Genomic DNA, 25,761 nt, shown 5'->3' on the forward strand with positions numbered 1-25,761 from the left:
ACGGGGATGGGTATTGGCGAAAAGAACCAAGGCCCTTATTGGGTCATTGGCTATTGCAATTCCTTCTTAAAAAAAGCTATGGTCCTATCCCATGCCAATTCCGCAGCTTCCCTGTCATATCTTGGGGTGGTATCGTTATGAAACCCGTGATTGGCCTTTTCATAGATGTAGGCTTCGTATTTTTTGCCATGTGCTTTCAAGGTAGCTTCGTATGCCGGCCATCCCGCATTCACCCGTTTGTCCAATTCCCCGAAATGCAGGAGTAGCGGAGCGTTTATTTTGTCAATATCCTCGGTAGGTTGTCCCCCATAAAAAGGAACTGCGGCTTCTAATTCGGGAAGTTCAACGGCCATCATATTCGAGATCCATCCCCCAAAACAAAAACCGACGACCCCTACATGACCATCGCAGTCCGGATGGTTTTTCAAATAATGGAAGGCTGCCTTAAAATCTTCCAACATTTCATTCCGGTCCCGTTTGCGTTGCAATTCACGGCCATCATCGTCGTTTCCGGGATAACCACCTAATGGGGTTAAAGCATCAGGGGCCAAGGAAACGAATCCGGCAAGGGCGGCCCGTCGACCAACATCCTCTATATGCGGATTCAATCCACGATTCTCGTGAACCACAACGATTCCCGGAAGTTTTCCGGAAACGTCCGAAGGTTTGGAAAGTAGTCCTTTTATAGATCCCCCGCCATTAGGGGAATCGTAATGGATGTACTCCGATTTTAGTCGCGGATCATCTTGTTTGATCTGGATTTTTTTCACATAATCGGGGGAAATAAAGCTTAACAAGGATGGAAGGGTCAGTCCGCCAACGGCATAGGTCGATAATTTGTCTAGGAATAGCCTTCTGCTGACCCTATTATGGGCGTAATCGTCATAAAGGTCGAACACCTCTTGTTTAATGTCTTCTTTTTTCAATTTTTTCATGTCCCGGGAATTTAATTGACCATTTTATTGAAAGATACGAATTCTTGCAATATGTTTTCTAAAAAGGGTCGCAGGTGTTGTTGGCTTTCAAGAGACTGCCGAAATATGGCCTATAGGGTGGTTGGGTGAATATACGGTCTCTTACAAGGTGGTGTCGCACTTGGAGTGTCGTGTCTATGGGAATTGAATGATTCCCATTCGTATCGAACGTAATGGGTTAAAGGGAGTACCTAGCTTTAAGGACAGCCACTAAGTGGATTTATTGTAAGGGCCGTTACTTGTTTACACTGATCATCACTGCCTCACAACTTTTCAGATCCGAATTCAGGATAATGTTCTCTGAGGTCGTTCCGTCGGCAATCTCGACCGAAACGGTATTGGGGGCGTATTCCCCTAAGTTATGGGCATAAAGAAACAGGTCGTTTTTCGTATTGGGATCAAGGGTGATTTCAATCTCTTTTTTGGTATAGGTGAGTAAATGTTTCGAAATTATGGTGTACCCATTGAGGTAGATACTGATGATATCGCCATCTTGGCGCCCATGGTCCCACACACTTATCTTTATATTCTCATTTTTGAATGACAATTCCTTGACATAGGTGATATTTCGCCCATCGAACTCCATTCTCTTAGGGGCGTCGTCAATTTTTGGTGGTTCGGGTTTCTTTGTTTTTTTTGGAAGTTCCGCTGTTTTGTTTCTTGATGCACTCAGTAGTTTGTACTGTTCTTTTCTGGCATCGGATTCTTTGTTTTTGATAGAAAAATAGGGAGTCGATACCTTTGCGATATGAAACTTGTCATCGGGGAACATTTCGATGCCTACGACCCGATAATTATCCCCGGAGCTGATATTCTTGGCCAGTACGATACCACCGGCCTTTCCGGTATTTTTAAACGTTCCCAGTTCCTGGACCACCATATCGTCCTTGGCCAGGAAAAAACGAATGGATTTTGTGGCAGCGATATTCTTGGTGTTCCATTCCAGCTCTGCCGGCCCTGGGATGGTCCAGATGGTTTTGCTGTTCGGGGCGGTAATGGTAATGGCCGATTTCAGAATATCGAATCCATCGGATCCATTTACGACTTCCGAATGGGTTGGGACATTAAGGGCATTGTAAGAATCTATAAAGGCGTTGTGGGTCAAAGAAAAATCAAACCCCCGGGCATGCCCCTGAATGGATTGAAACAAAAGAAAAATAGTAAGTATAAAAATGATTCGCATAGTATAACCTGATCCGATTGACAGTTACCAAGAATCAAAGGCCATGCCAATCCCTATTATAACGAAGATACGGCATAAATATTTGGTGTTCCTGTCATTTGTATACGTGCAATATGGGGAAAATGGATTTCTTCGTAGATTTGGCGGAGCATTTTTCTTTTGGATGCCCGTAAAATGAATATTGAAATGAGAAAAGAAGATCTTATCGAATGCCATGGAAGAATTGTTCCATTCATTCACGAAACCCCGATTTTAACCTCCCGTTTATTGAATGAAATCGCAGGGGCCGACATTTTTTTCAAGTGTGAGAATTTCCAAAGAATGGGCGCTTATAAAATGCGCGGGGCTACGAATGCCATTTCGCAATTGACCGATGCCCAAAGGGAAAAAGGGGTAGTCACCCATTCTTCGGGCAATTTTGCACAAGCCTTATCATTGGCCGCCAAAAGCTTGGGGGTCAAAGCTTATATTGTGATGCCTTCGTCGGCACCCCAAGTGAAGAAAGATGCGGTTAAAGGTTATGGCGGTACGATTATCGAATGTGAGCCTACTTTAGCAGCTAGGAATGCAATGGCCGAAGAAATCAGATCAAAAACCGGAGCGACTTTTATACACCCGTCCAATGATCTGAACGTGATCGCAGGACAAGGTACCGCATGTATGGAGCTGTTGAACGAGCAGCCTGATCTCGATGTTGTCGTCGTGCCTGTTGGGGGGGGTGGACTCATTGCCGGTACGGCTCTTGCAGCCCATTATTTTGGGAAGGGTTGCAGCGTTATAGGTGCCGAACCCTTTGAGGTCGATGATGCATACCGCTCTTTAATAAGCGGTAAGATAGAATCGAATGAAACTACGAATACCATTGCGGACGGACTCAAGACCGAACTGGGGGATAAGAGTTTCCCGTTGATGCAAGAATATGTGGATCGTATTATCCGGGTAACCGAAGAGGAAATCGTCGCCGCCATGAAGTTGATCTGGGAGCGCATGAAGATCGTTATAGAGCCTTCGAGTGCGGTGGCCTTTGCCGCGGTACTTCGTGAGAAGGAGTCGTTCAAGGGCAAAAAAATCGGGATCATCATTTCCGGTGGAAACGTAGACCTAAAAAATCTTCCGTTTTAAGTTTTTTTTGATGACATGCGATCCGAAACGTGTATTTCATCCACTTTTGAAATCCTTTGGACTAATATATGGGCCTTGGCGTAGGGATTAGCACGGCCTTTGTTGTTTAAGTAGTGTAAGGTTAAAATTATTTGGTTATGAAGACAGCACTACTTATCAAGGAGATTTATTTGGAAGCATTCAGGAATTTAGGACATATGATCGTCAAAAACTATTTCAAGGTTTTTGCATGGTTCAGTTTCATACTGTTCTTTGTGGTACTTTATGCCTTTATCTATAGGGTGTTTACAGGATTCCCTTTTGATTAGGTTGAAAAATCCCAAAACATTAACATGGAAATAATCCAAAAAATGGGAAATAATCCATAAATTAGTTGTCCCTTTTTGGGATAGCGGATAAGAACCATAAGCTATCCGAAAAGGATAGCTATGAACAAAACCATATTACATTTAGATCTCGATACTTTTTTCGTATCAGTAGAGCGGCTCTTGAACAGCGAATTGCAAAACCGCCCCCTGTTAGTGGGGGGTACCAGTGATCGGGGGGTGGTGGCGGCCTGTAGTTATGAGACCCGTGGTTTTGGGGTGCATTCGGGTATGCCCATGAAAATGGCACGGGAATTATGTCCCGAAGCGGTCGTCATTAGGGGTAATGCGGGTACCTATAGTAAACATTCCGATATGGTCACCGATATCATCAAGGAACAGGTGCCCTTGTTCGAGAAGTCGAGTATTGATGAGTTTTATGCCGATCTCTCGGGAATGGACCGTTTTTTTGGCTGCTACCAGTATGCTACCGAGTTGCGACAACGAATCACTAAGGAGACGGGATTGCCCATTTCTTTCGGACTTTCGGCAAATAAAGTGGTTTCCAAAGTGGCTACCGGCGAGGCCAAGCCGAACAATCAACTGAAAATCGATTTGGGGTATGAAAAACCTTTTTTAGCTCCCTTGTCCATTAAAAAAATACCCATGGTAGGCGATAAGACCTACCAGACGCTTCGCAATCTGGGGTTGCGGAAAGTAAAGACGGTCCAGGAAATGCCGATGGATCTGATGCAACGCGTATTGGGCAAGAACGGGGAGGTCATCTGGAAAAGGGCCAATGGGGTAGACCATACGCCCGTAATCCCTTTTTGCGAGCGAAAATCAATATCCAACGAACGTACTTTTGATAAGGATACCATAGATGTGGTAAAGCTGAGGGGCATTCTTATTGCGATGACCGAGAACCTGGCCTTTCAGTTACGAAGAGGGGAAAAGTTGACCGCCTGTATTGCGGTCAAGATCCGTTATTCCGATTTCAATACCTATACCAAACAAATGCGTATTCCGTATACGAGTGCCGACCATATTCTTATTCCCAAGATCTTGGAGCTCTTCAAGACATTGTACAACAGAAGGTTGTTGGTGCGCTTGGTAGGCATACGGTTCAGCCATTTGGTATCGGGCAATTACCAGATCAACCTTTTTGACGATACCGAGGAAGCGCTGAACCTTTATGCGGCCATGGATCGTATGCGGGAACGCTATGGCGATAAAAGTGTGGTGCGGGCCTCGGCCATGGGTGCTAGGACCATCGGCAGAATGCATAATCCGTTCAACGGACAACCACCGACGGTACTGGCACATCGGAAACAGTAGGTTTTGGGTTTGCTGTCACCTCGAGCGCAGTCGAGAGGTCTTTGAGGCATTGCAACTATCAACATGGGTCTCGACTGCGCTCGACCAGACAGTATGTAACGATTCATTTTGCCAACACCCAATATCTAAATCTAACATCTAAAATCTAACGTCTATCTATCTCAATTGTCACACATATTACAGCTTGCGCTTCGGAACCTTTTCCGAACTCGAACTCCTGCAATTGGCCCAAGCGAACCATGTGACCCAATTGGCCCTTACCGATATCAACAATACCTCGGCCGGACTCAATTTCGTGCGTAAGGCCAAGCAATTCAACATACGGCCTATTTTGGGCATCGATTTTAGGAATGGGGTAGATGCCTGTTTTGTGGGCATTGCCAAAAACAACGAAGGTTACCAAGAATTGAATGCCTTTTTATCATGGCACCTACATGAAGGGGAAAAGTTGCCCGCCATTGCCCCACATTTTGATAATGCCTATATCATCTACCCTTTTGAAAAAGTATTGCTCAATGACCAGATCACCTTTTCCGAAGATGAATATATCGGTATTTCGATTGCCGATCTACGGCGATTGCCTTTTTCCAAATTGGTAGAACTCAGGTCTAAATTAGTGGTGCTGCAACCCGTCACCTTTAGGAATAAACGTGATTTTAATGCCCATCGGCTCCTAAGGGCCATTGACAATAATGTATTGTTGAGCAAACTTCCGAAGACCGAAGAGGCCCCAGAGGACGAGAAGATGTTCCCCGTACAGAATCTGGCGGCCGCCTTTTCGGAATATCCCTTTATTTTGGAGAATACCGAGGAGTTGATGAACTCCTGCAGTATACATTTCGATTTTTCGGAAGGGCGCGAACCCCAGAACCAAAAGACGTATTTGGAGACTCGGGAAGCGGATGAAAGATTGCTCGAGGAGCTATGTCAAAAGGGGTTGCCGTATCGCTATCCCGAGGTAAACGATACGATTTTGAGCCGGTTGGACAAGGAACTGGGCCTGATCAAGAAAATGGGGTTCGTCTCCTACTTCCTGATCAATTGGGACATCGTTTCCCATGCTCGGAAAAAAGGTTTTTTTTATGTGGGTCGGGGTAGTGGCGCCAATAGTATCGTGGCCTATTTGTTGCGGATCACCGATGTGGATCCCATAGAACTTGATCTGTATTTTGAGCGTTTCATTAACCTATACCGTGTAAATCCACCCGATTTCGACATCGATTTTTCATGGCGCGACCGGGAGGAAATGACCCAGTATATTTTTGATAGGTTCAAGAATGCGGTACTTTTGGGTACTTACGTCACCTTTAAACATCGGGGGGTCGTGCGTGAGCTGGGGAAAGTATTCGGGCTGCCCAAGGACGAGATCGATCTATTGGCCGATGGGCGGTACCAGCCTTCACGGTTGGATGGGGTTTCCAACTTGGTCTTGAAGTATGGGGAATTGATCAAAGGCATGCCCAATTATTTGAGCATCCATGCCAGTGGAATCCTGATCACCGAAAGACCGGCGCATTATTTTTCGGCCACCCATTTACCCCCGAAAGGTTTTGCCACGGTCATGTTCGATATGGTCATTGCCGAGGATGTGGGACTGTATAAGTTCGATATTTTAGGGCAACGGGGCCTGGCAAAGATCAAGGAAACCTTGGAGATCTTGGAAGACAGTCGGCCCGAGGAAACCTCAAAATTCGATATCCATGATATCAAGGCCTTTAAGAACGATCCCAATATCAATGACATGATAAAGACCGCCCAGTGCATGGGGTGTTTTTATGTCGAATCACCGGCCATGCGTATGCTGCTCAAAAAATTACAGGTAGACAGTTATCTGGGGTTGGTGGCGGCAAGTTCGATCATACGCCCCGGGGTATCCAAAAGTGGGATGATGCGGGAGTATATCCTACGGCACCGTAATCCAGGACGGGCAAAGGAAAAAGCGCATCCGGTAATGTTGGATATCATGCCCGAGACCTATGGGGTCATGGTCTATCAGGAAGATGTAATCAAAGTGGCCAATTGCTTCGCGGGGTTGGATCTGGGCGAGGCCGATGTATTGCGAAGGGGGATGAGCGGCAAGTTCCGTTCACGTGAGGAGTTTCAAAAAGTAAAGGATATGTTTATCGATAACTGTCGGGCAAAGGGGTATGATGACAAGCTTATCTTTGAGATTTGGGAACAGATAGCCAGTTTTGCGGGTTATGCCTTTGCCAAGGGGCATTCGGCTTCCTATGCCGTGGAAAGTTACCAAAGCCTGTTTTTGCGTACCTATTATCCGTTGGAGTATATGGTGGCCGTACTCAATAATGGGGGCGGATTCTACCGGGCCGAAAGCTATATACACGAAGCCCGTATGCTGGGGGCCACCATTCATGCCCCCTGTATAAACAAAAGCCAACCCGCCAATTGTATTTATGGCACCCACCTGTATTTGGGTTTCATGTATTTAAAGGAGTTGGAAAGTAGGGTCATGGATCGTATCCTTAAGGAACGGACGATGAACGGACCCTTTACGGCTTTGGCCGATTTTCTGGATCGGGTGGTCATATCCATAGAGCAGGTAAGTATCCTTATCCGAATCGATGCTTTTCGGTTTACCCAAGTCAACCAACACGAGTTGTTGTGGCAAGCACATCTGTTCCTATCCAAAGGGATGTTGGTAGAGCACCCCAAATTGTTTCCTCCGCGACACCAAAAGTTCAACATTCCCAAGATGCATACCACGGATCTGGAGAGGGCCTTTACCCAATTGGAACTTTTGGGTTTTTGCCTGTGCAGCCCTTTTGAACTCTTGAAAGAGCCGCCAAAGAACGACCATGGCAGTAGGGATTTGGAACGCTATTTAGGGAACCATATCGATATCTACGGCTATTTGGTCACGGTAAAGAACACCAATACCCATAAGGGTAAACGTATGCATTTTGCCACGTTGTTGGACCAGCATGGTGAGGTGTTCGATACGGTATTGTTTCCGCCGGTAGCAGCCAAATATTATTTTAGAGGTAGGGGGGTATACCGTTTTTACGGTAAGGTGGTGAGCGAATTTGGGTTTTTGAGCATTGAGGTCATTAAAATGCTGAAACAGGATTATGTGCAGGATCCAAGGTATGCGGATATGCGTACAAGTGTGAAGGTGTTTTCCGGTAAAAAATGAAGTGTTTTACCCTGCTAGATGACCCGTAGCTCAATAGTAGCCATGGGGGAAACCTCTTCCCATTCATTCAATACAATGTCCTTGGCGGATTCGGTTTCCGGGTGATCCAGTTCTTGTGATGAAAAATGAAAAACCTCCAAAGGGTTGATGTCAGGCCTTAAACACGAGGGGTCCAAGGCTAAGGTTTTGATTAAGGATTTCCCCAAAGCCTTATGCCTATTATGGGTAAGGGTATTGGTAAGGGAAATGGCCCAATCCAACTCCGAAAGGATAAATCGGGTGTATTTGCAATGTTCCCTGGTAAGCGTATAGGTCATTTTGCATGATCTACAGCGTACCACCAACAATCGCTGTTTTTCATGGTTCCAAAGTTGCATTTTATGATCATTACAATGACTACAGCCAGGGGTCAATTGTCCCAAATGTTCAAGATGGTCGGTAAACAGACGGTATTTCATCAATAGACCGGCGTTTTCCATTAACCACAACCGTTTCTCCCTGCTTTGTTTGGCAAATTCATAAAAATACCAACATAAAAAGAGCGATGGCGTAATGGAAATCGAAATAAAAAAAATAGGTCCAAGGTCCAGGATCCAGGAAAGGAGAATAGCGGGGACTTTAATCAAACCTAATGGCGTGTTGACTATATGCATGGGGGATGCTTTTTAACGTTAAAAAGATAAAACTTCAACCCTATATAAGTCAATCTGAAAAGTACTAAATATACTGGCCTGTATTATTTATTTGTTTTTGCTAAAAAGAAGGGAGTGTAGATTAAAATCCTTTACTAAATCAGCCTAAATATTGTCAATGGTATATTGTTGACATGCTTTTAAAGCAATAAATGTGGTGATTATAAAAGGTTTATGGTTCAAAAGATTACAACGGATTTGATTTCGACGGTAATTTTCCTTTAAATTGAAGGTCCCATGCGCTCGATTTTGATTTGGAGCCGATCTTTAATCATGGGGCTGTAAGGTTCATGATGTTACCTAGACTACGTATCTTTGAAAGGGGACTTTCCGTACTATATAATCAACTTCATGAATAAATGAACAAGGAAAATACAATGTGGGACGACCGGTATGCCAGTGAGGATTATGCCTATGGTACGACACCCAATATATTTTTTAAGACCATTATAGATCAAGAGCGACTTACAGGGAGCCTATTATTGCCTGCCGAAGGTGAAGGTCGTAATGCGGTATATGCGGCAAAAAACGGTTTGCAGGTAAGTGCCTTCGATATTAGTAATGAGGGGAAGAATAAAGCCCTTAAATTGGCGGAACGGGAAAAGGTGGGCATACATTATGAAGTCGGGGAATTTTTCGATCTATCGCTTGTAAATGGGAATTTTGATGCCGCAGCCCTGATTTTTGCACATTTCCCACCGAATATCGCATCAAAATACCACCGGAAAATCGCGGAGTTGATAAAACCGGGCGGACTACTGATTATAGAAGGGTTCAGTGTGGGGCATTTGGCATTGAGAAAGGCGAATCCTAAAGTCGGTGGCCCGGGCAATGTGGATATGCTGTATTCGGAAGATTCGATACGAAGGGATTTCCCCGGTTTTGAGGTCATGCAATTGGAAGAGGTGAACGTTGACCTCAAAGAAGGCAACTTCCATAATGGAGCCAGTAAGGTCATTCGATTTATAGGGAAGAAAATCGGATAATTTCCCATCCCGGTAATATACTAGTTGGCACTAAGGCGGTCGCGCTCAATTTTATCGATATCGCGTTGATTGTCCTCCAACCTGAAATTACCGAAATTAAAGGTGATCCCTAAACGTACGTATTGGGTCTCTTCTTGCGCAAAATAGGCATTGTCCTGGTTCAGGTATTTTGAAGTCGTGTAATTGTTGACCTTGTTCAGTAGATCATTGACCTGTACACTGATGACGGCCCTATTGTCCCATAAAGTTTTTCGTAACCCAAGGGTCAAGTTGGTCGATTCTTCCAACGTATAGGACCCCTCTAAAAAACCAGAAAGATAAGTAACCCCTATTTCCCCCTTAAAAGTCCCATTTTTGGATAGGCTGAGGTAATTCGTGAGGTCAATATAGCCCCCGTCGATTTCATTCGTAACGATTTGATCGTCGCTTTCCTGGGCAACAAAAGTCTCATCTTCATGAAAAATGGAAATATAGCTGTAGAGATACCACCAATCGGTCAGCGATTTTCCATAATTGAAGTCGAACCCGTAGGATGTGCTTTCCAAAACATTCTGGGTAACATCGCGAAGTACGAGGTTTTCATTGTCCTGAAAGGCCAGGGTAGATATGTAATTGCCATTATCCCGATAATAAAAATCGAAATAATATTCCTCATTTAAGGTATAGTTCAGGTTGAGGTTATGGCTAAAACTGGGGCTAAGGTTCGGGTTACCCTCACTATAATTATTTTCGTTGATATAATACCGAAACGGATTCAGATCCTCATATCTCGGTCGGATAAGTTTTCGGGAATAATCGAATGCCAAGCTATGGTTGTCATGGGGCTTATAGGTTAGGTGTAAGGTAGGAAACAGTTCAAAGTAGTCTAAATCGTTGATTTCGGATAGGGAGGCAGAAAAGCCCGTACTTTGGGTCTGTTCGGCGCGCAGTCCTGTTTTTAAGCTTACTTTCTCCCAATCTTTGGATAGGCTGAAATAACCAGCAAAGACTTTTTCATCATAACTGTATTCGTCCGATAGGCTGGAGATGTAAACCGGGTCATCATTTGTGGTATTATAATAGGCAAATCCACTGGTTGAGTTAATGAATGAGCCTTTCAGCCCGGTTTCAAAATCAAAACTTCCGATGTGGGTCGTAATATCCAATTGGGTGGTGTAGATGTCAATATCTTGGGCCATATCGGTATAAAAACCGAAGGATCTTAAAAATTCGTCATTGGCATCATAATAGTCCGACCATGCATCTTGGGAGTTGTCACTATCGTATTTTGTAATATGGCCGTTCAATACCAGGCTTCCTTCCCCGTTAAAACGGTGTTCATACGTTAAATCCGCAGAAAAATTGTCCTTATTTTCCAAAAGATCACTTTGGGTTATAAAGGTCGAATCTAAAATACTTGCTGCGTTCCGCATTTCGGTAAACTGCATAAAGTCGTATGTTTTGTCGGGGGAATGTGATAGGTTCGAGGCTAAAATAAGGGTATTCCTGTCATTGATCGTATAATCCAGATTGAATTGTGCGGTATGGTTTTCTGTTCTTATGGTCTGATCGAAATCGGTTTTCCAACGGGAAAAAATTCCGGTGTCATCGATGAAATTAACCGTACTTTCGGTGGTTTTAAAGTCCTTTTTGGGGCCATATCTATAGGAAGCGAACAAGTTCAATTTTTCGGTTTTGTAAAAATGGGAAGATCCAAAAGTGAATTTGGGGAATACGGATTGGGTATAGGTGCCATTGATGTTGCCTTTATAACCCAAGGAAATATTTTTATTGGTCACGATGTTCAGGACCGGGCCACCCTCAGCGTCGTACTTTGCCGGGGGATTGTTAATGACCTCGATTAATTTTATTTGATCTGCCGGGTAATTTTCCAAAAGTTCATTTATTTCTTCGTCCGATAATTGAACCTTCCGGTCATTGATGTAAACGGTAGCATTTTGACCACGTACAAGTAAGTTTTCTTGCATGGCGATAACCCCCGGGGTACGTTTAAGGACATCCCAGGAACTTCCTTGGGACACCACCGTATTCTCCACATTGAAAATAAGGCGATCGGATAACCGTTCTATCTTGGGTTTTATGGAGGTAACCACCACTTCGTCCAGATTTTCGATATTTTGATCAATGACAATGGATCCCAAAGTAACATCCTTGGATACATCGAGACCGACAAAAGACGATGATTTACCTAAATAACTGGCCTTGATGAAATATAAGCTAGGGGGTACGGTAGGGATGTTGAACTTTCCTTCTTCATCGGCAGAAACACCCTTTACCATGGTGCTGTCGGTGACGTCCAATAAATAGACCGACGCAAAGGCAATACCTTGGCCTTCGGTGTCCTTGACTGAACCAGAAACCCCATAGTTCTGTGCATTCATGGGAATCGTAAGTGCAATAAGCACTGCAGAAAGATGCGGAAGGAATTTCACGTAAAATTTGGTTAGACATCAAATCTACTAAAAAATGTCATTTTTCCTACAAAAACTTAATTTGTTTGTAATTTATTCATTTGATAATCCGTCAATTCCTTTGTAATGAATTATTTCAGGGCCTTGTAGGGTATGGCGTCGCCTAATGGATCATGGTTTTTCTTTGCCTGTTTTTTGGATTCCCATGGTTTATATTGGTATGGCATGGTGATTGCCCATTATCCGGTCGCGAAAGGAAGCGGTGTTATAAGGTAGCTGCGATCTTCTTTAATTCTTTGGGGGTTGTTTGGCCATAGACCTCTTTGACTATTTCGTATAAATCCGGGATTACCGTTTTCGCAATGGGTGAATTGTTGTTCATCAATACGCAAATACCTAAATCGGATTCCGGGTATAAGGCAATTTCATTTCTATAATTATTAACGCTTCCCCCGTGGTGCCAGATGGTTTTTTCAATAGTGGTATCCCCTTCAATGAACTTATGGATCCGCCATCCAAAGCCATAATACGATTCGGTATGTCCCGGCCAACGTTGATAATATTTCATGTGTCCCGGAATCTCGATAAAAGGGTTGAACGCCTCATGAATGGCAGTACTTTTCATGATGTCGGGATTGTGGCCCAATAAAAAACGCATCCAACGGCCCATATCATGGGCATTGGAACTGACGCCCCCTGCTGCGACCGCATTGTAATAGTTGTTTCTAAGGTGCGCCGCCTTCCAACCGCTGTAGGTTTTGACATGGGGCAAGGCAATATTGTCGGTATGTGCCAAGGTCTCATGGTCGGTAGTCGTTGTACACATCTCCAAAGGCTTAAAAAACCTATCGTAGAGTAAGGTGTTTATTTTTTTTCCGGTGGCTTTACACATCATTTCACCACAAAGTGCGAACATGGCATTTTGATAACTGTACATAGTGCCCGGTTGGCTTATGGGCATTACTTCCTTGAATTGTTTGGCAATGTCGCTTAAGGGCAGACCCGCCTCAATAAGATTGGTATAACTGTGGTAGGGCGTACCCGAGGTATGTGATAAAATATTCGCTAAGGTTACCTTATTGGTGTTCGTGCCATCACCCAATTGAAATTCAGGAAGGAAGTCACTCACTTTATCCGTCCAATTCAATTTGCCTTCACTTTTGATATTTGCGGCTAAAATACCGGCGAAACCTTTTGATAAAGAACCCAATCTAAAAACGGTCTCCCCATTTACCGTACTATTGCCAAGACTGTTCTTTTTTCCGAATCCCCCATAGATGACAATGGAATCCCCTTTTACAATACTCACTCCTGCTCCAACGACCCTCCCGTCGGCTATGGCTTTCTTGAAATACGCAGTTAAAGCAGTCTGCAATTTTTTTTGTCTGGATGCGTAAAGCATGGCATCCTTTTTATCCTTCGCCGCTTTTTCACGGGTTGCTACCGCGGTCACAGCTTTCTTTTGGGGATTATCCGAGGGTTTGGAGTCGTATAGACGTAAGGTAAGTGCCGACAAGGTTAAGATAACGAGGGCAGATGCGATTACTATTTTATTTCTCTGCATTGAAACGGTTCTTTGATAGTTTGAGGGCTGTGAAAATAGGATGAAATACTTAAATAACGGTTGAAATACCCTTTTTCTTATGGTATTTAGATCAATTTTAAATGTTTTTAACATTATCCGGAATGGGAAATTCCATTTGAAGCCAATTCTAGGGGTCTAAACATCAAAATGGTTTTCGTCGGATGTGCAAATTCGTTCTTTCCAAAGGGCAAACCCTCTTTAAAATAACTTCGGCCGAAATTCCGGCTTAATTCTTATCTTGGCCCCAAGGGCCATAACCTGTTTTTCGATTGCCATTTGTTTCGGTAGATGGTATTGGAGGAACCATGAAACCAACCAAAACCATCATAAATGAAAAGGAATATTTTTGTTGTTTGCTGTTTGATCCTAAGTTTTTTCGGGTGTAAATCCCCTGAGGCCAAAACTGAAATAGCGGTAGAGGAACTGACCATTGGGGATATCCATGGAAATTACGAACAAGGCAATTACACGAGCCAGGAATTGGTGGCGGTTTATTTAAAAAGGATCGAACGGTTCAATACGAAAACAAATGCCATTACGATCGTAAATCCGAATGCCCTTGCAATTGCCAAGGAACTCGATGCGGAGTATGAAAGAACCAACGTATTACGTCCCTTACACGGTATACCGATAATCATAAAGGACAATATAAATACAGTCGGAATGCCGACGACCGCAGGAGCTTTTGCCCTAAAGGATTATTTTCCGACGGAAGATGCCTTTGTAATAAAGAAATTAGTACAGGCGGGGGCCATAATCATTGGAAAATCCAATATGGCCGAATGGGCCTTTTCCCCTATGCATACCGAAAGTTCTACAGGGGGTATAACCCGAAATCCATATAATCCGGATTATGTGCCGGCAGGATCCAGTGGGGGGACTGCTGCTTCCGTTGCCGCCAATCTTGCCGTTGGGGGCTTGGGTACCGATACAGGTAACTCCATTCGTGGGCCATCATCCCATTGTTCATTGGTAGGGTTTAGAACAACATTGGGGCTGATAAGTAGGGAAGGGATCGTTCCCCTTTATTTACGCAATGACGTGGTAGGTCCCATGTGCCGTACCGTTGCGGATGCTACACGAATGATGGAAGTCATGGTAGGTATGGACCCGAAGGATCCGATCACTAAAAATTCTTTGGGGAAAACAAAGGGAAGTTATAGTGGTTTTCTGATAAAAAACGGATTGGAAGGTGCTAGGATCGGGGTGTTGCGCGAACTGAGCGAAAGTGGGATAGACCCTGAAATAAAGGAACTGTTCAAAAAAGCCATCGCGGATTTGGATACCTTGGGGGCAGAAATCATAGATCCCGGGAACATTCCGGGTTTCTCCGAATTAAGGCAAGATCAGTGGTGCGCCACCTTTAAGGAAGACCTTGAATCGTTTTTGGCCGCTTATGTAAAAAGGGATACCATTAAAACCTTGGAGGATGTTGTCCGTATCGGCTCTACCTCCGAATTTTCAAATAAACGATTAAAGGCACATGTGGAAAGCAGTGGCAAGAAAAGCGAAGGAAAGCCCTGTTTGGATGCCTACCACGATGATCGGAGAATCGCGTTTAGGGAAGCTATTGAAAAGGTAATGGATTCTTTGGAACTCGATGCTTTGGTATACCCCTCCTGGAACTTTAAACCGGCAAGGATCGAAAATTATGATACGGAATACAAGGGGGATAACAATCAAGTAATCGCACCCCATACGGGACAGCCGGCCTTTACGGTCCCAATGGGTTTTTCAAAGGGGGACTTACCTGCCGGACTCCAGTTTTTGGGAAGAATGTATAGCGAAGCCACCTTGGTGAAACTTGCCTATGCCTACGAACAAGGTACCAAAAACCGCAAGCCTCCGAGAATGGATCCCTAGGGACATAGGTAAAACGTATTCTCCTAGAGGGCTAAAGTAAAACCAAATTAATAGAAACCAAAACCACTTTTTGGAATGACCTATATATTGAAAAACAACGATCTGGAAATTCAAATAGACGACCCCTTGGAAGGGTATAGTGCCGCACGCTTTGACTGGACGGGGAAAATCACCACCGTAAAATTCCAGGGTTTACCATTGACCATAGCCGAAAACATCGATTATGTGGATAATGCCGTTTTGGGCAAGGGGTTTTACAATGAGTTCGGTATTACATCCCCCTTGGGTTTTGAGGAGACCTCCCTAGGAGGGTGGTTCCATAAAATAGGGGTGGGCCTATTAAAGAAAGAGGATCCTGAATACCTATTCCATCGTACGTATGAAACCAGACCGGCCAAATTCATGGTCGTTGTTGGTGACGACCATATAGCAATAACCTGTACGTCGGAAATGGTCAATGGGTATGGCTATGTGCTCAAAAAGAAAATCACCTTGAGGGAGAATGGTTTTACCATAGATTATATGCTGCGGAACGTTGGGCAGAAAGAGATCAAAACCGATGAGTATGTTCATAATTTTATGGCCATAAACAACGAATTCATGGGAAGTGATTATATCTTGAAATTCCCGTTTTCCTTAAAACCCGCACTTTTTGGGGAGTATGTGAACATTGAAGGAAAGGTGGTTATAGGGGAGAATGGAATTGGATTTACGGGGACACCCAATGACCAATTTTTTTTCAGTAATCTTCCGGGCAATGAACGGATTGGGGCTTCATGGGAATTACAAAACCTAAAACACAAAGTTGCCATTCGTGGGAAAGCCGATTTTGAGACCGATAAGGTAAATGTATGGGGGTGGAAACATGTGATTTCCCCAGAGTTGTTCTTTCCTATTGTCATTCAGCCCGGTGAAACCTCCAAGTGGTCTCGGGGTTATACCATTTTTAGGATGGCGTGAAACTATTCCCAAAAAAATACCCTGCGTTTCCAGGGTTTAGATACAAGGGGTGCCGTTTCATCGATGTAATCGTTACGGGTTATTGGGCGAAAGGTTAATTTTGGGACAATATAAAAGAGAATGGGATGGATACGGTAGACTGGATAGGATTTATAGGCGTGTTTCAAATACTGCTTGCATATATGTTGAATGTATTCGGGAAACTGGAGAAGGAAGACCTTACCTTCATTATCTTGAATTTTGCGGGCGCAAGTCTGGCCTGTACAGCTTCCGTTTTAATGCAGTATATGCCATTTATTATCTTGGAAGGGGTCTGGGCCATGGTATCCCTTATTACCCTGATCAAATATAAAAAAAGTGTATAGATGGCAGGTGAAACGGATCTTTCCAAATTAATCAAAAGTATGGCACCCGAATTACACAATGGGGATTATGTTTTTGTTACGGTAAAGGACTTGGAAAAAATCGATAGAAACGATACGGTTTGTGAATTCAAGGAGGAAGAAGGGGTTACGTTGGTCATGAATAGACAAAGGGCCGATGCTTTGGGTCTCGAATATGGCTTTGTAGCCGCTTGGATTACCTTAAAGGTCCATTCCTCATTGCAGGCCGTAGGACTAACGGCATTGTTTTCCAAAGCCTTGGCAGAAAGTGCTATTAGTTGTAATGTGATTGCCGGGTATTACCATGATCATGTTTTTGTAGATCGAAAGGATGCGGAAAAGGCAATTGGGGTATTGACCGGGTTGTCCGCTACCTACGAATAAAGGGCTTTCCGATAAACAGGGGTGTCGATCGATTGCGTTTACAGATCCCTTGAATGGCTATAAGTGGATAGGGCCTTTACAGGGGGTTGTTATCCATGAGCGAAAAGTACCCAAGAAAACCCATAGATGTACTTCTTATTGCAGTTGCATTGGGTTATTCTAAAATTTTGATTCTTTTCATTGAATATTCCGTAAATTAATATACTGAAAAAGACCATTCATTACAGATGAAACAAGTAACTCCTTATCATCCTAAAAATAAAGTGCGCATTGTTACGGCAGCTTCACTTTTTGATGGGCACGATGCCACGATAAATATTATGCGCCGGATCATTCAGGCCACAGGGGTCGAGGTCATTCACCTTGGTCATGACCGTAGTGTCGATGAGGTGGTGAATACCGCGATACAGGAAGATGTCAATGCCATTGCGATGACCTCCTATCAAGGTGGACATAATGAGTACTTCAAATATATGTTCGATTTACTCAAGGAAAGAGGGGTCGACCATATTAAGATCTTCTGTGGCGGGGGCGGTGTCATTCTTCCTGCCGAGATCAAGGATTTGATGGATTATGGGATTACCCGGGTGTACTCGCCCGATGATGGACGTGCCATGGGCCTTCAGGGAATGATCAATGATTTGGTCCGTCGGTCCGATTTTCCCATTGGGGACAGGTTGTCGGATGAACTTCAACGTATCGGGAAAAAGGAACATAAGGCCATCGCAAGGATGATTTCCGCTGCCGAAAATTTCCCGGATGTGGCTCATAGTGCGTTGGAAAGGATACGGGCCAATATCAAGTTCTCCAAGATTCCCGTACTTGGGGTCACGGGTACAGGAGGTGCTGGGAAATCTTCTTTGGTAGATGAGTTGGTACGCCGCTTTTTGTTGGATTTCCCCCAAAGGACTATCGGGATCGTTTCTGTGGATCCTTCCAAACGAAAGACGGGAGGTGCCTTGCTTGGTGATAGGATACGGATGAATGCCATAAATACCCCTAGGGTGTATATGCGTAGTTTGGCAACCCGCCAAAGCAATTTGGCCCTCTCTAGGCATGTACAGGAAGCAGTGGATATTTTAAAGGCCGCTCATTTCGATCTTATCATTCTCGAAACTTCCGGTATCGGGCAATCCGATACCGAGATATTGGAACATAGCGATATGTCACTTTATGTGATGACCCCCGAATTTGGGGCAGCTACCCAACTTGAGAAAATAGACATGCTCGATTTTGCCGATGTGGTGGCCATTAACAAATTTGATAAACGCGGTGCCCTGGATGCTTTGCGGGATGTAAGGAAGCAATACATGCGCAACAATGATCTGTGGCATTTGGACCGGGATCAATTACCTGTTTTCGGAACCATCGCATCCCAATTCAACGACCCTGGCATGAATACCCTTTACAGGGCCATTATGGATCGATTGGTTGAAAAGACCGGGGCGGACCTAAAATCAAGCTTAGCCATTTCCAAGGAACAATCCGAGAAGGTATATGTGATTCCACCGGCCCGTACCCGATATCTTTCTGAAATTGCGGAGCGTAACCGGGCCTATGATCAGAAGGTCAATGGGCAGGTGCAAGTTGCGCAGCAGCTTTACGGCATCTTTAAAACAATTTGTGCTGTTGCGGGCCTTTCTGACGATAGGGGGAAATCCTATTTAAACAAGTCAGGGTTAAAACAGGGAGGAATATTGGAACAAGTTCTGAATGATGAAGAAAAACATCGGCTTCTTGTGTTATTGTTCAAAGAATTCGATCGTTTAAAAATGGATCTTGACCCGTATTATTGGAAGATGTTGTTGCAATGGGATGAAAAAGTCGGTACATACAAAGCCCCAATTTATTCGTTTAAGGTTCGGGGTAAGGAAATCAATATTGAAACCCATACCAAGACGCTATCCTTCAACCATATCCCTAAAGTGGCTTTGCCACGATACCAAGCTTGGGGCGACCTTCTACGATGGATGTTGCAAGAGAATGTGCCAGGGGAATTTCCCTATACTGCAGGTTTATACCCGTTTAAAAGAACGGGGGAAGATCCGACCCGAATGTTTGCCGGTGAAGGTGGACCGGAACGTACCAATCGTCGTTTCCATTACGTTAGCCAAGGCTTGCCTGCCAAACGGCTTTCAACGGCTTTCGACAGTGTCACCCTTTATGGGCACGACCCCGACGATCGCCCCGATATTTACGGGAAAATCGGAAATGCCGGAGTGTCGGTATGTTGTTTGGACGATGCCAAAAAATTATATTCAGGATTCAACCTTACCGATAGCAAGACCTCGGTGAGTATGACCATCAATGGTCCGGCCCCAATGATGCTGGGGTTCTTTTTGAATGCGGCCATAGACCAACAGTGTGAGCGCTATATCAAGGAAAACGGATTGGAAAAGGAAGTTGAAACGAAGATAGCATCCCTTTATGGGAAGAAAGGGCTTGAACGGCCAAAGTACAATGGGGAACTTCCTGAGGGCCATGATGGTCTGGGCTTATTGTTGTTGGGGGTTACCGGGGACCAAGTGCTACCACAGGATATTTATGAAAAGATAAAGTCTAGCACCTTATACCAAGTACGCGGGACGGTACAAGCCGATATTTTAAAGGAGGACCAAGCCCAGAATACGTGCATTTTTTCCACGGAGTTCGCATTGCGGTTAATGGGTGATGTTCAAGAATATTTCATTAGGGAAAAGGTGCGGAACTTTTATTCGGTATCCATTTCGGGGTACCATATTGCCGAAGCAGGGGCCAACCCCATCTCCCAATTGGCATTTACACTTTCGAATGGTTTTACGTACGTAGAGTATTATTTGAACCGGGGAATGGATATTGACGATTTTGGTCCGAACCTCTCCTTCTTCTTCAGCAATGGCATCGATCCCGAATATGCGGTCATCGGTAGGGTTGCCCGCCGAATATGGGCCAAGGCCATGAAAGAAAAGTATGGGGCCAACGAAAGGGCACAGATGCTCAAATACCATATACAGACCTCAGGACGAAGTTTGCATGCCCAGGAAATTGATTTTAACGATATACGAACCACCTTACAAGCCCTATATGCCATTTATGACAATTGCAATTCCTTGCACACCAATGCTTATGATGAGGCCATCACTACGCCTACCGAGGAATCGGTACGCAGGGCCATGGCCATCCAATTGATCATTACCAAGGAGTTGGGATTGGCCAAGAATGAAAACCCGCTCCAAGGAGCCTTTATCATTGAAGAATTGACCGATCTGGTCGAGGAGGCCGTTTTGTTGGAGTTTGACCGTATCACCGATCGTGGAGGGGTATTGGGGGCTATGGAAACCATGTACCAAAGAAACAAAATACAAGAGGAAAGCCTTCATTATGAGACTTTAAAGCATTCGGGAGGCTATCCTATTGTCGGGGTAAATACCTTTTTAAGTTCCAAGGGGTCACCTACCTTAATGCCTGCGGAGGTGATCCGTGCGACAGAAGAGGAAAAACAAATTCAAATCCGGACCAAGGAAAGCCTCCATAAGGCAAATTCCGCTGAGGTGGGGCCCATACTTCAGGGATTGCAGCAAGCTGCAATACATAACGAAAACCTTTTTGAACATCTTATGGAGGTCACCAAGTGTTGCTCGTTGGGCCAGATTACCGCTGCCCTGTTCGAAGTAGGAGGGCGGTATCGTAGGAATATGTGAGCTTTAAGTCCTTCGGATGCAATGGGGATAATCAGGAATTAATCAAGGGTATTTCTTGGTGTTTTGGGTCGTGTTAGGAAGCATTGTGCCATCAAAATCCGTATCTTTGAAATACCATAATACGAGTTATGAAAATACGTATCAAAGAAAATTCCGTCCGTTTTCGATTGACACCTACCGAGGTGAAAAAGTTCTGTACCGAAGGTTCCATTAAGGAATCTACCCAGTTCAGTTCAACCACCTTTAATTACGGGGTAAAGCAGAAACAGATCAATAATTTGCAGGTAGATTTCAATGGCAATACCATAACACTTTACGTGCCTGAAAGCTTTGCAAAAGAATGGTATGATAATGACGTGGTGGGTATAGACCATCGTGAACTCCTTGCGGATGGGAGTACGTTCTTTCTTTTATTGGAGAAAGACTTTGCTTGTTTGGACAATACCCATGAGGACCAGACCGACAAATACCCGAATCCCAAGGCAGGGCAATGCTGATGTGACTTTCCTTTTTCATCGTTTGATACGAATTAGGAAAAAGTACATCTTTAGTGAAAGGCCCGATTTGATAATAGTGTTAGATTCAGGCATATGTAATGATATTGACTTTAAACATTCAGCATGGTATTAAACCGATTTCGCCCTCTCTTTTTTCTGTTCTTATGTGTTCCCGCCATCGTTCTAGGCCAAGTTCGTAGTGTTTTGACCCTTAAAAAAAATTGGAAATTCCACAAAGGCCAGGATAGTATGGCTTATAAGATGGCTTTCGACGATTCTAAATGGCAATCGGTGACCATTCCCCATGATTGGGCTATTTATGGTCCTTTTGATAAGGAAATAGATAAGCAGGTGGTTGCTATTGAACAGAATAATGAGAAGGTGGCCACTGAGAAAACCGGGAGAACCGGAGCTTTGCCATATGTTGGCCAAGGATGGTATCGAAACAAGTTCAGGATTCCCCAGTATAAAAAAGGACAAAAGGTAATTTTGCTTTTTGAAGGGGCCATGAGCGAACCCAAAGTTTACGTAAATGGCAACAAGGTAGGTGAGTGGGGCTATGGATATAGTTATTTCCATTTTGATATTACAGAGCAGGTTTTGGCCGATAAGTTAAATACGATCGCGGTACAACTTACGAATGTTGAATCTTCATCGCGCTGGTATCCAGGAGCCGGACTATACAGGAATGTTCGCGTAATCGTCAAGAATAAAGAGAGTATAGATCTATGGGGAACGTTTATAACCACACCGTTTATTTCCCCCGAAATGGCAAAAGTGAACATTAAGACAAAAGCATCCGGCGATGGTGTTCATTTGGTTACTCGGATAATCGATGCGGTAGGTGATACCCTTTCCACCGATATAGCCCACTTAAAATTCGGTAATGAATTCGATCAGAACATTGCAGTGCCTGATCCTAAATTATGGAGTCCCGAGTCACCTTATCTCTATACGGCAGTTTCTCAATTGTTTGTTGGTGACGAGTTGAAAGATGAAGTAACCACTCGTTTTGGAATACGTGAAATAAAATATGATTCAAAAACCGGTTTTAGCTTAAACGGCAAAATAAGAAAGTTCAAAGGAGTTTGTCTGCACCACGATTTAGGACCCCTTGGTGCCGCTGTTAACCGTTCGGCGTTAAAAAGACAATTACGGATATTAAAAGATATGGGTTGCGATGCCATTCGAAGTTCACATAATATGCCGTCGTTGGAACAACTGGAGTTGTGTGATGAGATGGGTTTTATGTTCTTGGCGGAAAGCTTTGATGAATGGGCAAAACCTAAGGTTGAAAACGGATATAATCGGTTTTTTGAAGAATATGCTGAGAAAGATATCGTCAATTTGGTTCGGGCAACCCGTAATCACCCAAGTATCGTAATGTGGAGTGCGGGGAATGAAGTTCCCGATCAATATGGCCTAGTTGGGGTAAAACGGGCAAAATGGATACAGGACATTTTTCATCGTGAGGACCCAACACGACCGGTTACGGTAGGTATGGATCAAGTACAGAATTCGATGGAATCCGGCTTTGGTGCCATTCTCGATATCCCAGGACTTAATTATCGTTTACCGTTATACGAAGAAGCTTATGAAAAATTTCCCCAAGGGTTCATTTTGGGGTCAGAGACTGCTTCAACGGTAAGTTCGCGTGGTATTTACAAATTTCCAGTGGTCGAGGCTAAAATGAAACAATACAAGGACTATCAAAGTTCTTCTTATGATTTGGAATCCTGCAGTTGGTCGAATATTCCTGATGACGATTTTGTTTGGCAAGATGATAAGTCTTGGGTCCTTGGTGAGTTCGTATGGACAGGTTTTGATTATTTGGGAGAGCCTACGCCATATGATGAAAAGTGGCCTTCGCGAAGTTCATATTTTGGCATCAATGATTTGGCAGGGCTACCAAAAGACCGTTATTATTTATATCGTAGTCGATGGAATACCGATGAGGAAACATTACATATACTGCCCCATTGGAATTGGGAAGGACGTGAAGGCGAGATTACGCCGGTTTTCGTTTATACAAGTTATGACAGCGCAGAGTTGTTCGTGAACGGGAAAAGTATGGGTGTTCGGAAAAAGCATTCTGGAACAGCAAAGAACAGATATCGCCTTATGTGGATGGATGTTCAATACGAACCTGGTACAATAAAGGTTGTTGCTTTTGATGGAAAGGGTAAGATAGCGGCGGAGAAAGAGATGGTCACTGCGGGTAAACCTTATAAAATAGTACTTGATCCCGATGGGATCCAATTGAATGCCGATGGCGAAGATTTGGCATTCGTTACCGTTTCTGTAGTTGATAAACATGGGATTTTATGCCCGACAGCTACAAACCAATTAAAGTTTAAGGTCAAGGGTGAAGGTAAGTATAGGGCTGCGTGCAACGGGGATCCTACATCCCTAGAGATGTTCCATCATCCGACCATGAAATTGTTTAGTGGAAAACTGGTCGTTTTGGTAACAACTACCGAAAAGGCCGGTTCAATTGAATTATCCGTAACAGGTAAAGGATTGAAAAGTGCTGAAATCGTTTTGTCTTCTAAAAAGCCTTTGTAATTCAAGGCCCTAACTTATAGAAAGGTGTTAAACTAAAAAGAGTCCGATCAATAAAGACCAGACTCTTTTACGAGAACACTATATGAAAATGAAAAATCTTATTTCGTTTTTATTACATGGTAAAAGTAGGGTAATGTACACCCCGTTGAAAAGAAATGATGTGAAGTGCCCAAAAGTTGTGGTGTCCGCCTTGTATCTTGTTTTAAAGGGGAAAAACTTATGGTCGTTTACAAGCCATTAGGTCTTAAAAGGGAATGATCGGAAGAGTTTTATGAATTTTTCCGATTAAAAAGCCGGTAGCCCGGTAATATCGGCTCCGGTAATCAAAAGGTGGATATCATGCGTACCTTCATAAGTGACGACACTCTCCAAGTTCATCATATGCCGCATAATGCTATAATCCCCGGTAATTCCCATAGCGCCCAATATTTGTCTTGCTTCCCGGGCAATTTTTAAGGCCATATCCACATTGTTGCGTTTGGCCATGGAGATTTGTGCCGTAGTTGCGCGGTCTTCATTTTTTAATTGGCCCAATCGAAAGGTCAATAATTGTGCTTTGGTAATCTCGGTGATCATCTCGGCCAATTTTTTCTGCTGTAGTTGTTTGGCGGCAATGGGTTTTCCGAATTGTATGCGTTCCTTGGCATAACGCAATGCGGTGTCATAACAATCCATGGCCGCTCCGATGGCGCCCCATGCGATTCCATACCGTGCGGAATCCAAACAACCCAAAGGGGCCCCCAATCCGTTTTTACCCGGTAATAGATTTTCCTTAGGCACTTTTACATTGTCAAAAATAAGTTCGCCGGTGGCCGAGGCACGTAAAGACCACTTGCCATGGGTTTCCGGGGTAGAAAAACCTTCCATGCCGCGTTCAACGATCAAACCATGGATACGTCCGTCTTCATTCTTTGCCCATACGATGGCAATATCGGCAAAGGGGGAATTCGAGATCCAAAGTTTTGCCCCGTTCAATAGGTAATGGTCGTCCATTTCCTTGAATTTGGTTTCCATCCCCCCCGGATTGGAGCCGTGGTTGGGTTCGGTAAGTCCAAAACAGCCTATGAGTTCGCCGGCAGCCAATTTGGGCAGGTACTTTTGACGTTGCTCCTCGGTCCCATATTTGAGAATGGGATACATTACCAGTGAAGATTGCACCGAGGCCGTGGAGCGTATGCCGCTATCGCCCCGTTCAATTTCCTGCATAATGAGTCCGTAACTTATTTGATCCAATCCCGCACCGCCGTAAGCTTCCGGAATGTAGGGGCCAAAAGCCCCGATTTCGGCCAAACCACTTAAGATTTGTTTGGGAAACTCCGCCTTTTGGGCATAAGCTTCGATAATTGGCGAGATTTCGCGTTTTACCCATTGGCGGGTCGCATCGCGCACCAACAAATGTTCTTCCGAAAATAGATCGTCGAGATGGTAATAATCAGGTGCTTCAAATACGTCGGGTTTCATCGAGTTGATTTTACTCAAATATAAATAAAGAAATATAACATATCAACACCGCGATGTTACATATTTAAAAAATTAATTAAGGTTCGCATTTTTGGCCAAACCTTGGTGCATTGGAATATCCTGATAGGGCCTACCTTCCAAACGCCAATGTGTTGTATGCAAAAGTGGTATTCGTGGTTATTCGAAGAATACCGCCTATATCGGAGTATTTGGGATAA

Annotated in this window: 18 protein-coding genes; 12 read left to right on the forward strand and 6 right to left on the reverse strand. The window is 44.0% G+C overall.

The window, feature by feature from the left end; translation table 11 throughout:
• Positions 1-50 precede the first annotated feature (50 nt).
• Positions 51-935 carry a dienelactone hydrolase family protein gene (locus tag PHU20_RS11565; RefSeq protein WP_274825528.1) on the reverse strand — a complete coding sequence of 295 codons (885 nt, stop codon included), beginning with the start codon at positions 933-935 and terminating at the stop codon, positions 51-53.
• Between the two features lie 274 nt (positions 936-1,209).
• Positions 1,210-2,157, reverse strand: a complete 948-nt coding sequence (locus PHU20_RS11570; RefSeq protein WP_274825529.1) for a hypothetical protein — start codon at positions 2,155-2,157, stop codon at positions 1,210-1,212.
• A gap of 186 nt (positions 2,158-2,343) precedes the next feature.
• Between PHU20_RS11570 and PHU20_RS11575 the strand changes: the two genes are divergently transcribed.
• From PHU20_RS11575 to PHU20_RS11590, 4 genes are all read left to right on the forward strand, one after another.
• On the forward strand, positions 2,344-3,279 hold the full coding sequence (locus PHU20_RS11575) for a pyridoxal-phosphate dependent enzyme (RefSeq protein ID WP_274825530.1): 936 nt from the start codon (positions 2,344-2,346) through the stop codon (positions 3,277-3,279).
• Between the two features lie 137 nt (positions 3,280-3,416).
• On the forward strand, positions 3,417-3,587 hold the full coding sequence (locus PHU20_RS11580; protein ID WP_274825531.1) for a DUF6747 family protein: 171 nt from the start codon (positions 3,417-3,419) through the stop codon (positions 3,585-3,587).
• 120 nt (positions 3,588-3,707) lie between these two features.
• Positions 3,708-4,922 (forward strand): DNA polymerase IV, encoded by a 1,215-nt coding sequence (dinB, locus tag PHU20_RS11585; protein WP_274825532.1) that lies wholly within the window; start codon positions 3,708-3,710, stop codon positions 4,920-4,922.
• Between the two features lie 184 nt (positions 4,923-5,106).
• Positions 5,107-8,076 carry a DNA polymerase III subunit alpha gene (locus PHU20_RS11590; RefSeq protein WP_420828676.1) on the forward strand — a complete coding sequence of 990 codons (2,970 nt, stop codon included), beginning with the start codon at positions 5,107-5,109 and terminating at the stop codon, positions 8,074-8,076.
• 14 nt (positions 8,077-8,090) lie between these two features.
• On the opposite strand, the gene PHU20_RS11595 is transcribed toward PHU20_RS11590, so the two are convergent.
• Entirely contained in the window at positions 8,091-8,729 is a 639-nt protein-coding gene (locus tag PHU20_RS11595; RefSeq protein ID WP_274825533.1) for a hypothetical protein, read from the reverse strand.
• A gap of 398 nt (positions 8,730-9,127) precedes the next feature.
• Between PHU20_RS11595 and PHU20_RS11600 the strand changes: the two genes are divergently transcribed.
• Positions 9,128-9,754, forward strand: coding sequence for a class I SAM-dependent methyltransferase (locus PHU20_RS11600; RefSeq protein WP_274825534.1), 627 nt, complete (start codon positions 9,128-9,130; stop codon positions 9,752-9,754).
• 20 nt (positions 9,755-9,774) lie between these two features.
• On the opposite strand, the gene PHU20_RS11605 is transcribed toward PHU20_RS11600, so the two are convergent.
• Both PHU20_RS11605 and PHU20_RS11610 read right to left on the reverse strand, forming a co-directional pair.
• On the reverse strand, positions 9,775-12,186 hold the full coding sequence (locus tag PHU20_RS11605) for an outer membrane beta-barrel family protein (protein ID WP_274825535.1): 2,412 nt from the start codon (positions 12,184-12,186) through the stop codon (positions 9,775-9,777).
• 244 nt (positions 12,187-12,430) lie between these two features.
• Positions 12,431-13,729, reverse strand: coding sequence for a serine hydrolase domain-containing protein (locus PHU20_RS11610; protein WP_274825536.1), 1,299 nt, complete (start codon positions 13,727-13,729; stop codon positions 12,431-12,433).
• Between the two features lie 351 nt (positions 13,730-14,080).
• Here PHU20_RS11610 and PHU20_RS11615 point away from each other — a divergent pair, with 351 nt between their 5' ends.
• The 7 genes from PHU20_RS11615 to PHU20_RS11645 all read left to right on the forward strand — a co-directional run bounded on the left by PHU20_RS11615 (position 14,081) and on the right by PHU20_RS11645 (position 24,082).
• Positions 14,081-15,613: an amidase gene (locus PHU20_RS11615; protein ID WP_274825537.1), complete on the forward strand. Its 1,533-nt coding sequence runs from the start codon at positions 14,081-14,083 to the stop codon at positions 15,611-15,613.
• A gap of 75 nt (positions 15,614-15,688) precedes the next feature.
• Positions 15,689-16,573 carry a hypothetical protein gene (locus PHU20_RS11620; protein WP_274825538.1) on the forward strand — a complete coding sequence of 295 codons (885 nt, stop codon included), beginning with the start codon at positions 15,689-15,691 and terminating at the stop codon, positions 16,571-16,573.
• A 125-nt stretch (positions 16,574-16,698) separates the two neighbouring features.
• Positions 16,699-16,938, forward strand: a complete 240-nt coding sequence (locus PHU20_RS11625; RefSeq protein WP_274825539.1) for a CBU_0592 family membrane protein — start codon at positions 16,699-16,701, stop codon at positions 16,936-16,938.
• Positions 16,939-17,340, forward strand: coding sequence for an ACT domain-containing protein (locus PHU20_RS11630; RefSeq protein ID WP_274825540.1), 402 nt, complete (start codon positions 16,939-16,941; stop codon positions 17,338-17,340).
• Positions 17,341-17,567: 227 nt separating this feature from the next.
• Positions 17,568-21,020 (forward strand): methylmalonyl-CoA mutase family protein, encoded by a 3,453-nt coding sequence (locus tag PHU20_RS11635; RefSeq protein WP_274825541.1) that lies wholly within the window; start codon positions 17,568-17,570, stop codon positions 21,018-21,020.
• 128 nt (positions 21,021-21,148) lie between these two features.
• Positions 21,149-21,517 carry a DUF7009 family protein gene (locus tag PHU20_RS11640; RefSeq protein ID WP_274825542.1) on the forward strand — a complete coding sequence of 123 codons (369 nt, stop codon included), beginning with the start codon at positions 21,149-21,151 and terminating at the stop codon, positions 21,515-21,517.
• A 123-nt stretch (positions 21,518-21,640) separates the two neighbouring features.
• The gene (locus PHU20_RS11645) at positions 21,641-24,082 is read left to right on the forward strand and encodes a glycoside hydrolase family 2 TIM barrel-domain containing protein (protein ID WP_274825543.1); all 2,442 of its coding nucleotides are present in this window, start codon (positions 21,641-21,643) and stop codon (positions 24,080-24,082) included.
• Positions 24,083-24,367: 285 nt separating this feature from the next.
• On the opposite strand, the gene PHU20_RS11650 is transcribed toward PHU20_RS11645, so the two are convergent.
• Positions 24,368-25,543, reverse strand: a complete 1,176-nt coding sequence (locus tag PHU20_RS11650; protein WP_274825544.1) for an acyl-CoA dehydrogenase family protein — start codon at positions 25,541-25,543, stop codon at positions 24,368-24,370.
• Positions 25,544-25,761 lie beyond the last annotated feature (218 nt).

This window comes from Maribacter polysaccharolyticus, from assembly GCF_028882255.1.
In the GTDB taxonomy this organism is placed as follows: domain Bacteria; phylum Bacteroidota; class Bacteroidia; order Flavobacteriales; family Flavobacteriaceae; genus Maribacter_A; species Maribacter_A polysaccharolyticus.

Bases quoted from the DNA above. Each gene is read 5' to 3' on its own strand.
- PHU20_RS11650 (WP_274825544.1), bottom strand. From the start codon at position 25,543: ATGAAACCCGACGTATTTGAAGCACCTGATTATTACCATCTCGACGAT.
- PHU20_RS11565 (WP_274825528.1), bottom strand. From the start codon at position 935: ATGAAAAAATTGAAAAAAGAAGACATTAAACAAGAGGTGTTCGACCTT.
- dinB (WP_274825532.1), top strand. From the start codon at position 3,708: ATGAACAAAACCATATTACATTTAGATCTCGATACTTTTTTCGTATCA.
- PHU20_RS11600 (WP_274825534.1), top strand. From the start codon at position 9,128: ATGAACAAGGAAAATACAATGTGGGACGACCGGTATGCCAGTGAGGAT.
- PHU20_RS11595 (WP_274825533.1), bottom strand. From the start codon at position 8,729: ATGCATATAGTCAACACGCCATTAGGTTTGATTAAAGTCCCCGCTATT.
- PHU20_RS11635 (WP_274825541.1), top strand. From the start codon at position 17,568: ATGAAACAAGTAACTCCTTATCATCCTAAAAATAAAGTGCGCATTGTT.
- PHU20_RS11645 (WP_274825543.1), top strand. From the start codon at position 21,641: ATGGTATTAAACCGATTTCGCCCTCTCTTTTTTCTGTTCTTATGTGTT.
- PHU20_RS11575 (WP_274825530.1), top strand. From the start codon at position 2,344: ATGAGAAAAGAAGATCTTATCGAATGCCATGGAAGAATTGTTCCATTC.
- PHU20_RS11620 (WP_274825538.1), top strand. From the start codon at position 15,689: ATGACCTATATATTGAAAAACAACGATCTGGAAATTCAAATAGACGAC.
- PHU20_RS11610 (WP_274825536.1), bottom strand. From the start codon at position 13,729: ATGCAGAGAAATAAAATAGTAATCGCATCTGCCCTCGTTATCTTAACC.
- PHU20_RS11580 (WP_274825531.1), top strand. From the start codon at position 3,417: ATGAAGACAGCACTACTTATCAAGGAGATTTATTTGGAAGCATTCAGG.
- PHU20_RS11570 (WP_274825529.1), bottom strand. From the start codon at position 2,157: ATGCGAATCATTTTTATACTTACTATTTTTCTTTTGTTTCAATCCATT.
- PHU20_RS11615 (WP_274825537.1), top strand. From the start codon at position 14,081: ATGAAAAGGAATATTTTTGTTGTTTGCTGTTTGATCCTAAGTTTTTTC.
- PHU20_RS11625 (WP_274825539.1), top strand. From the start codon at position 16,699: ATGGATACGGTAGACTGGATAGGATTTATAGGCGTGTTTCAAATACTG.
- PHU20_RS11630 (WP_274825540.1), top strand. From the start codon at position 16,939: ATGGCAGGTGAAACGGATCTTTCCAAATTAATCAAAAGTATGGCACCC.
- PHU20_RS11640 (WP_274825542.1), top strand. From the start codon at position 21,149: ATGAAAATACGTATCAAAGAAAATTCCGTCCGTTTTCGATTGACACCT.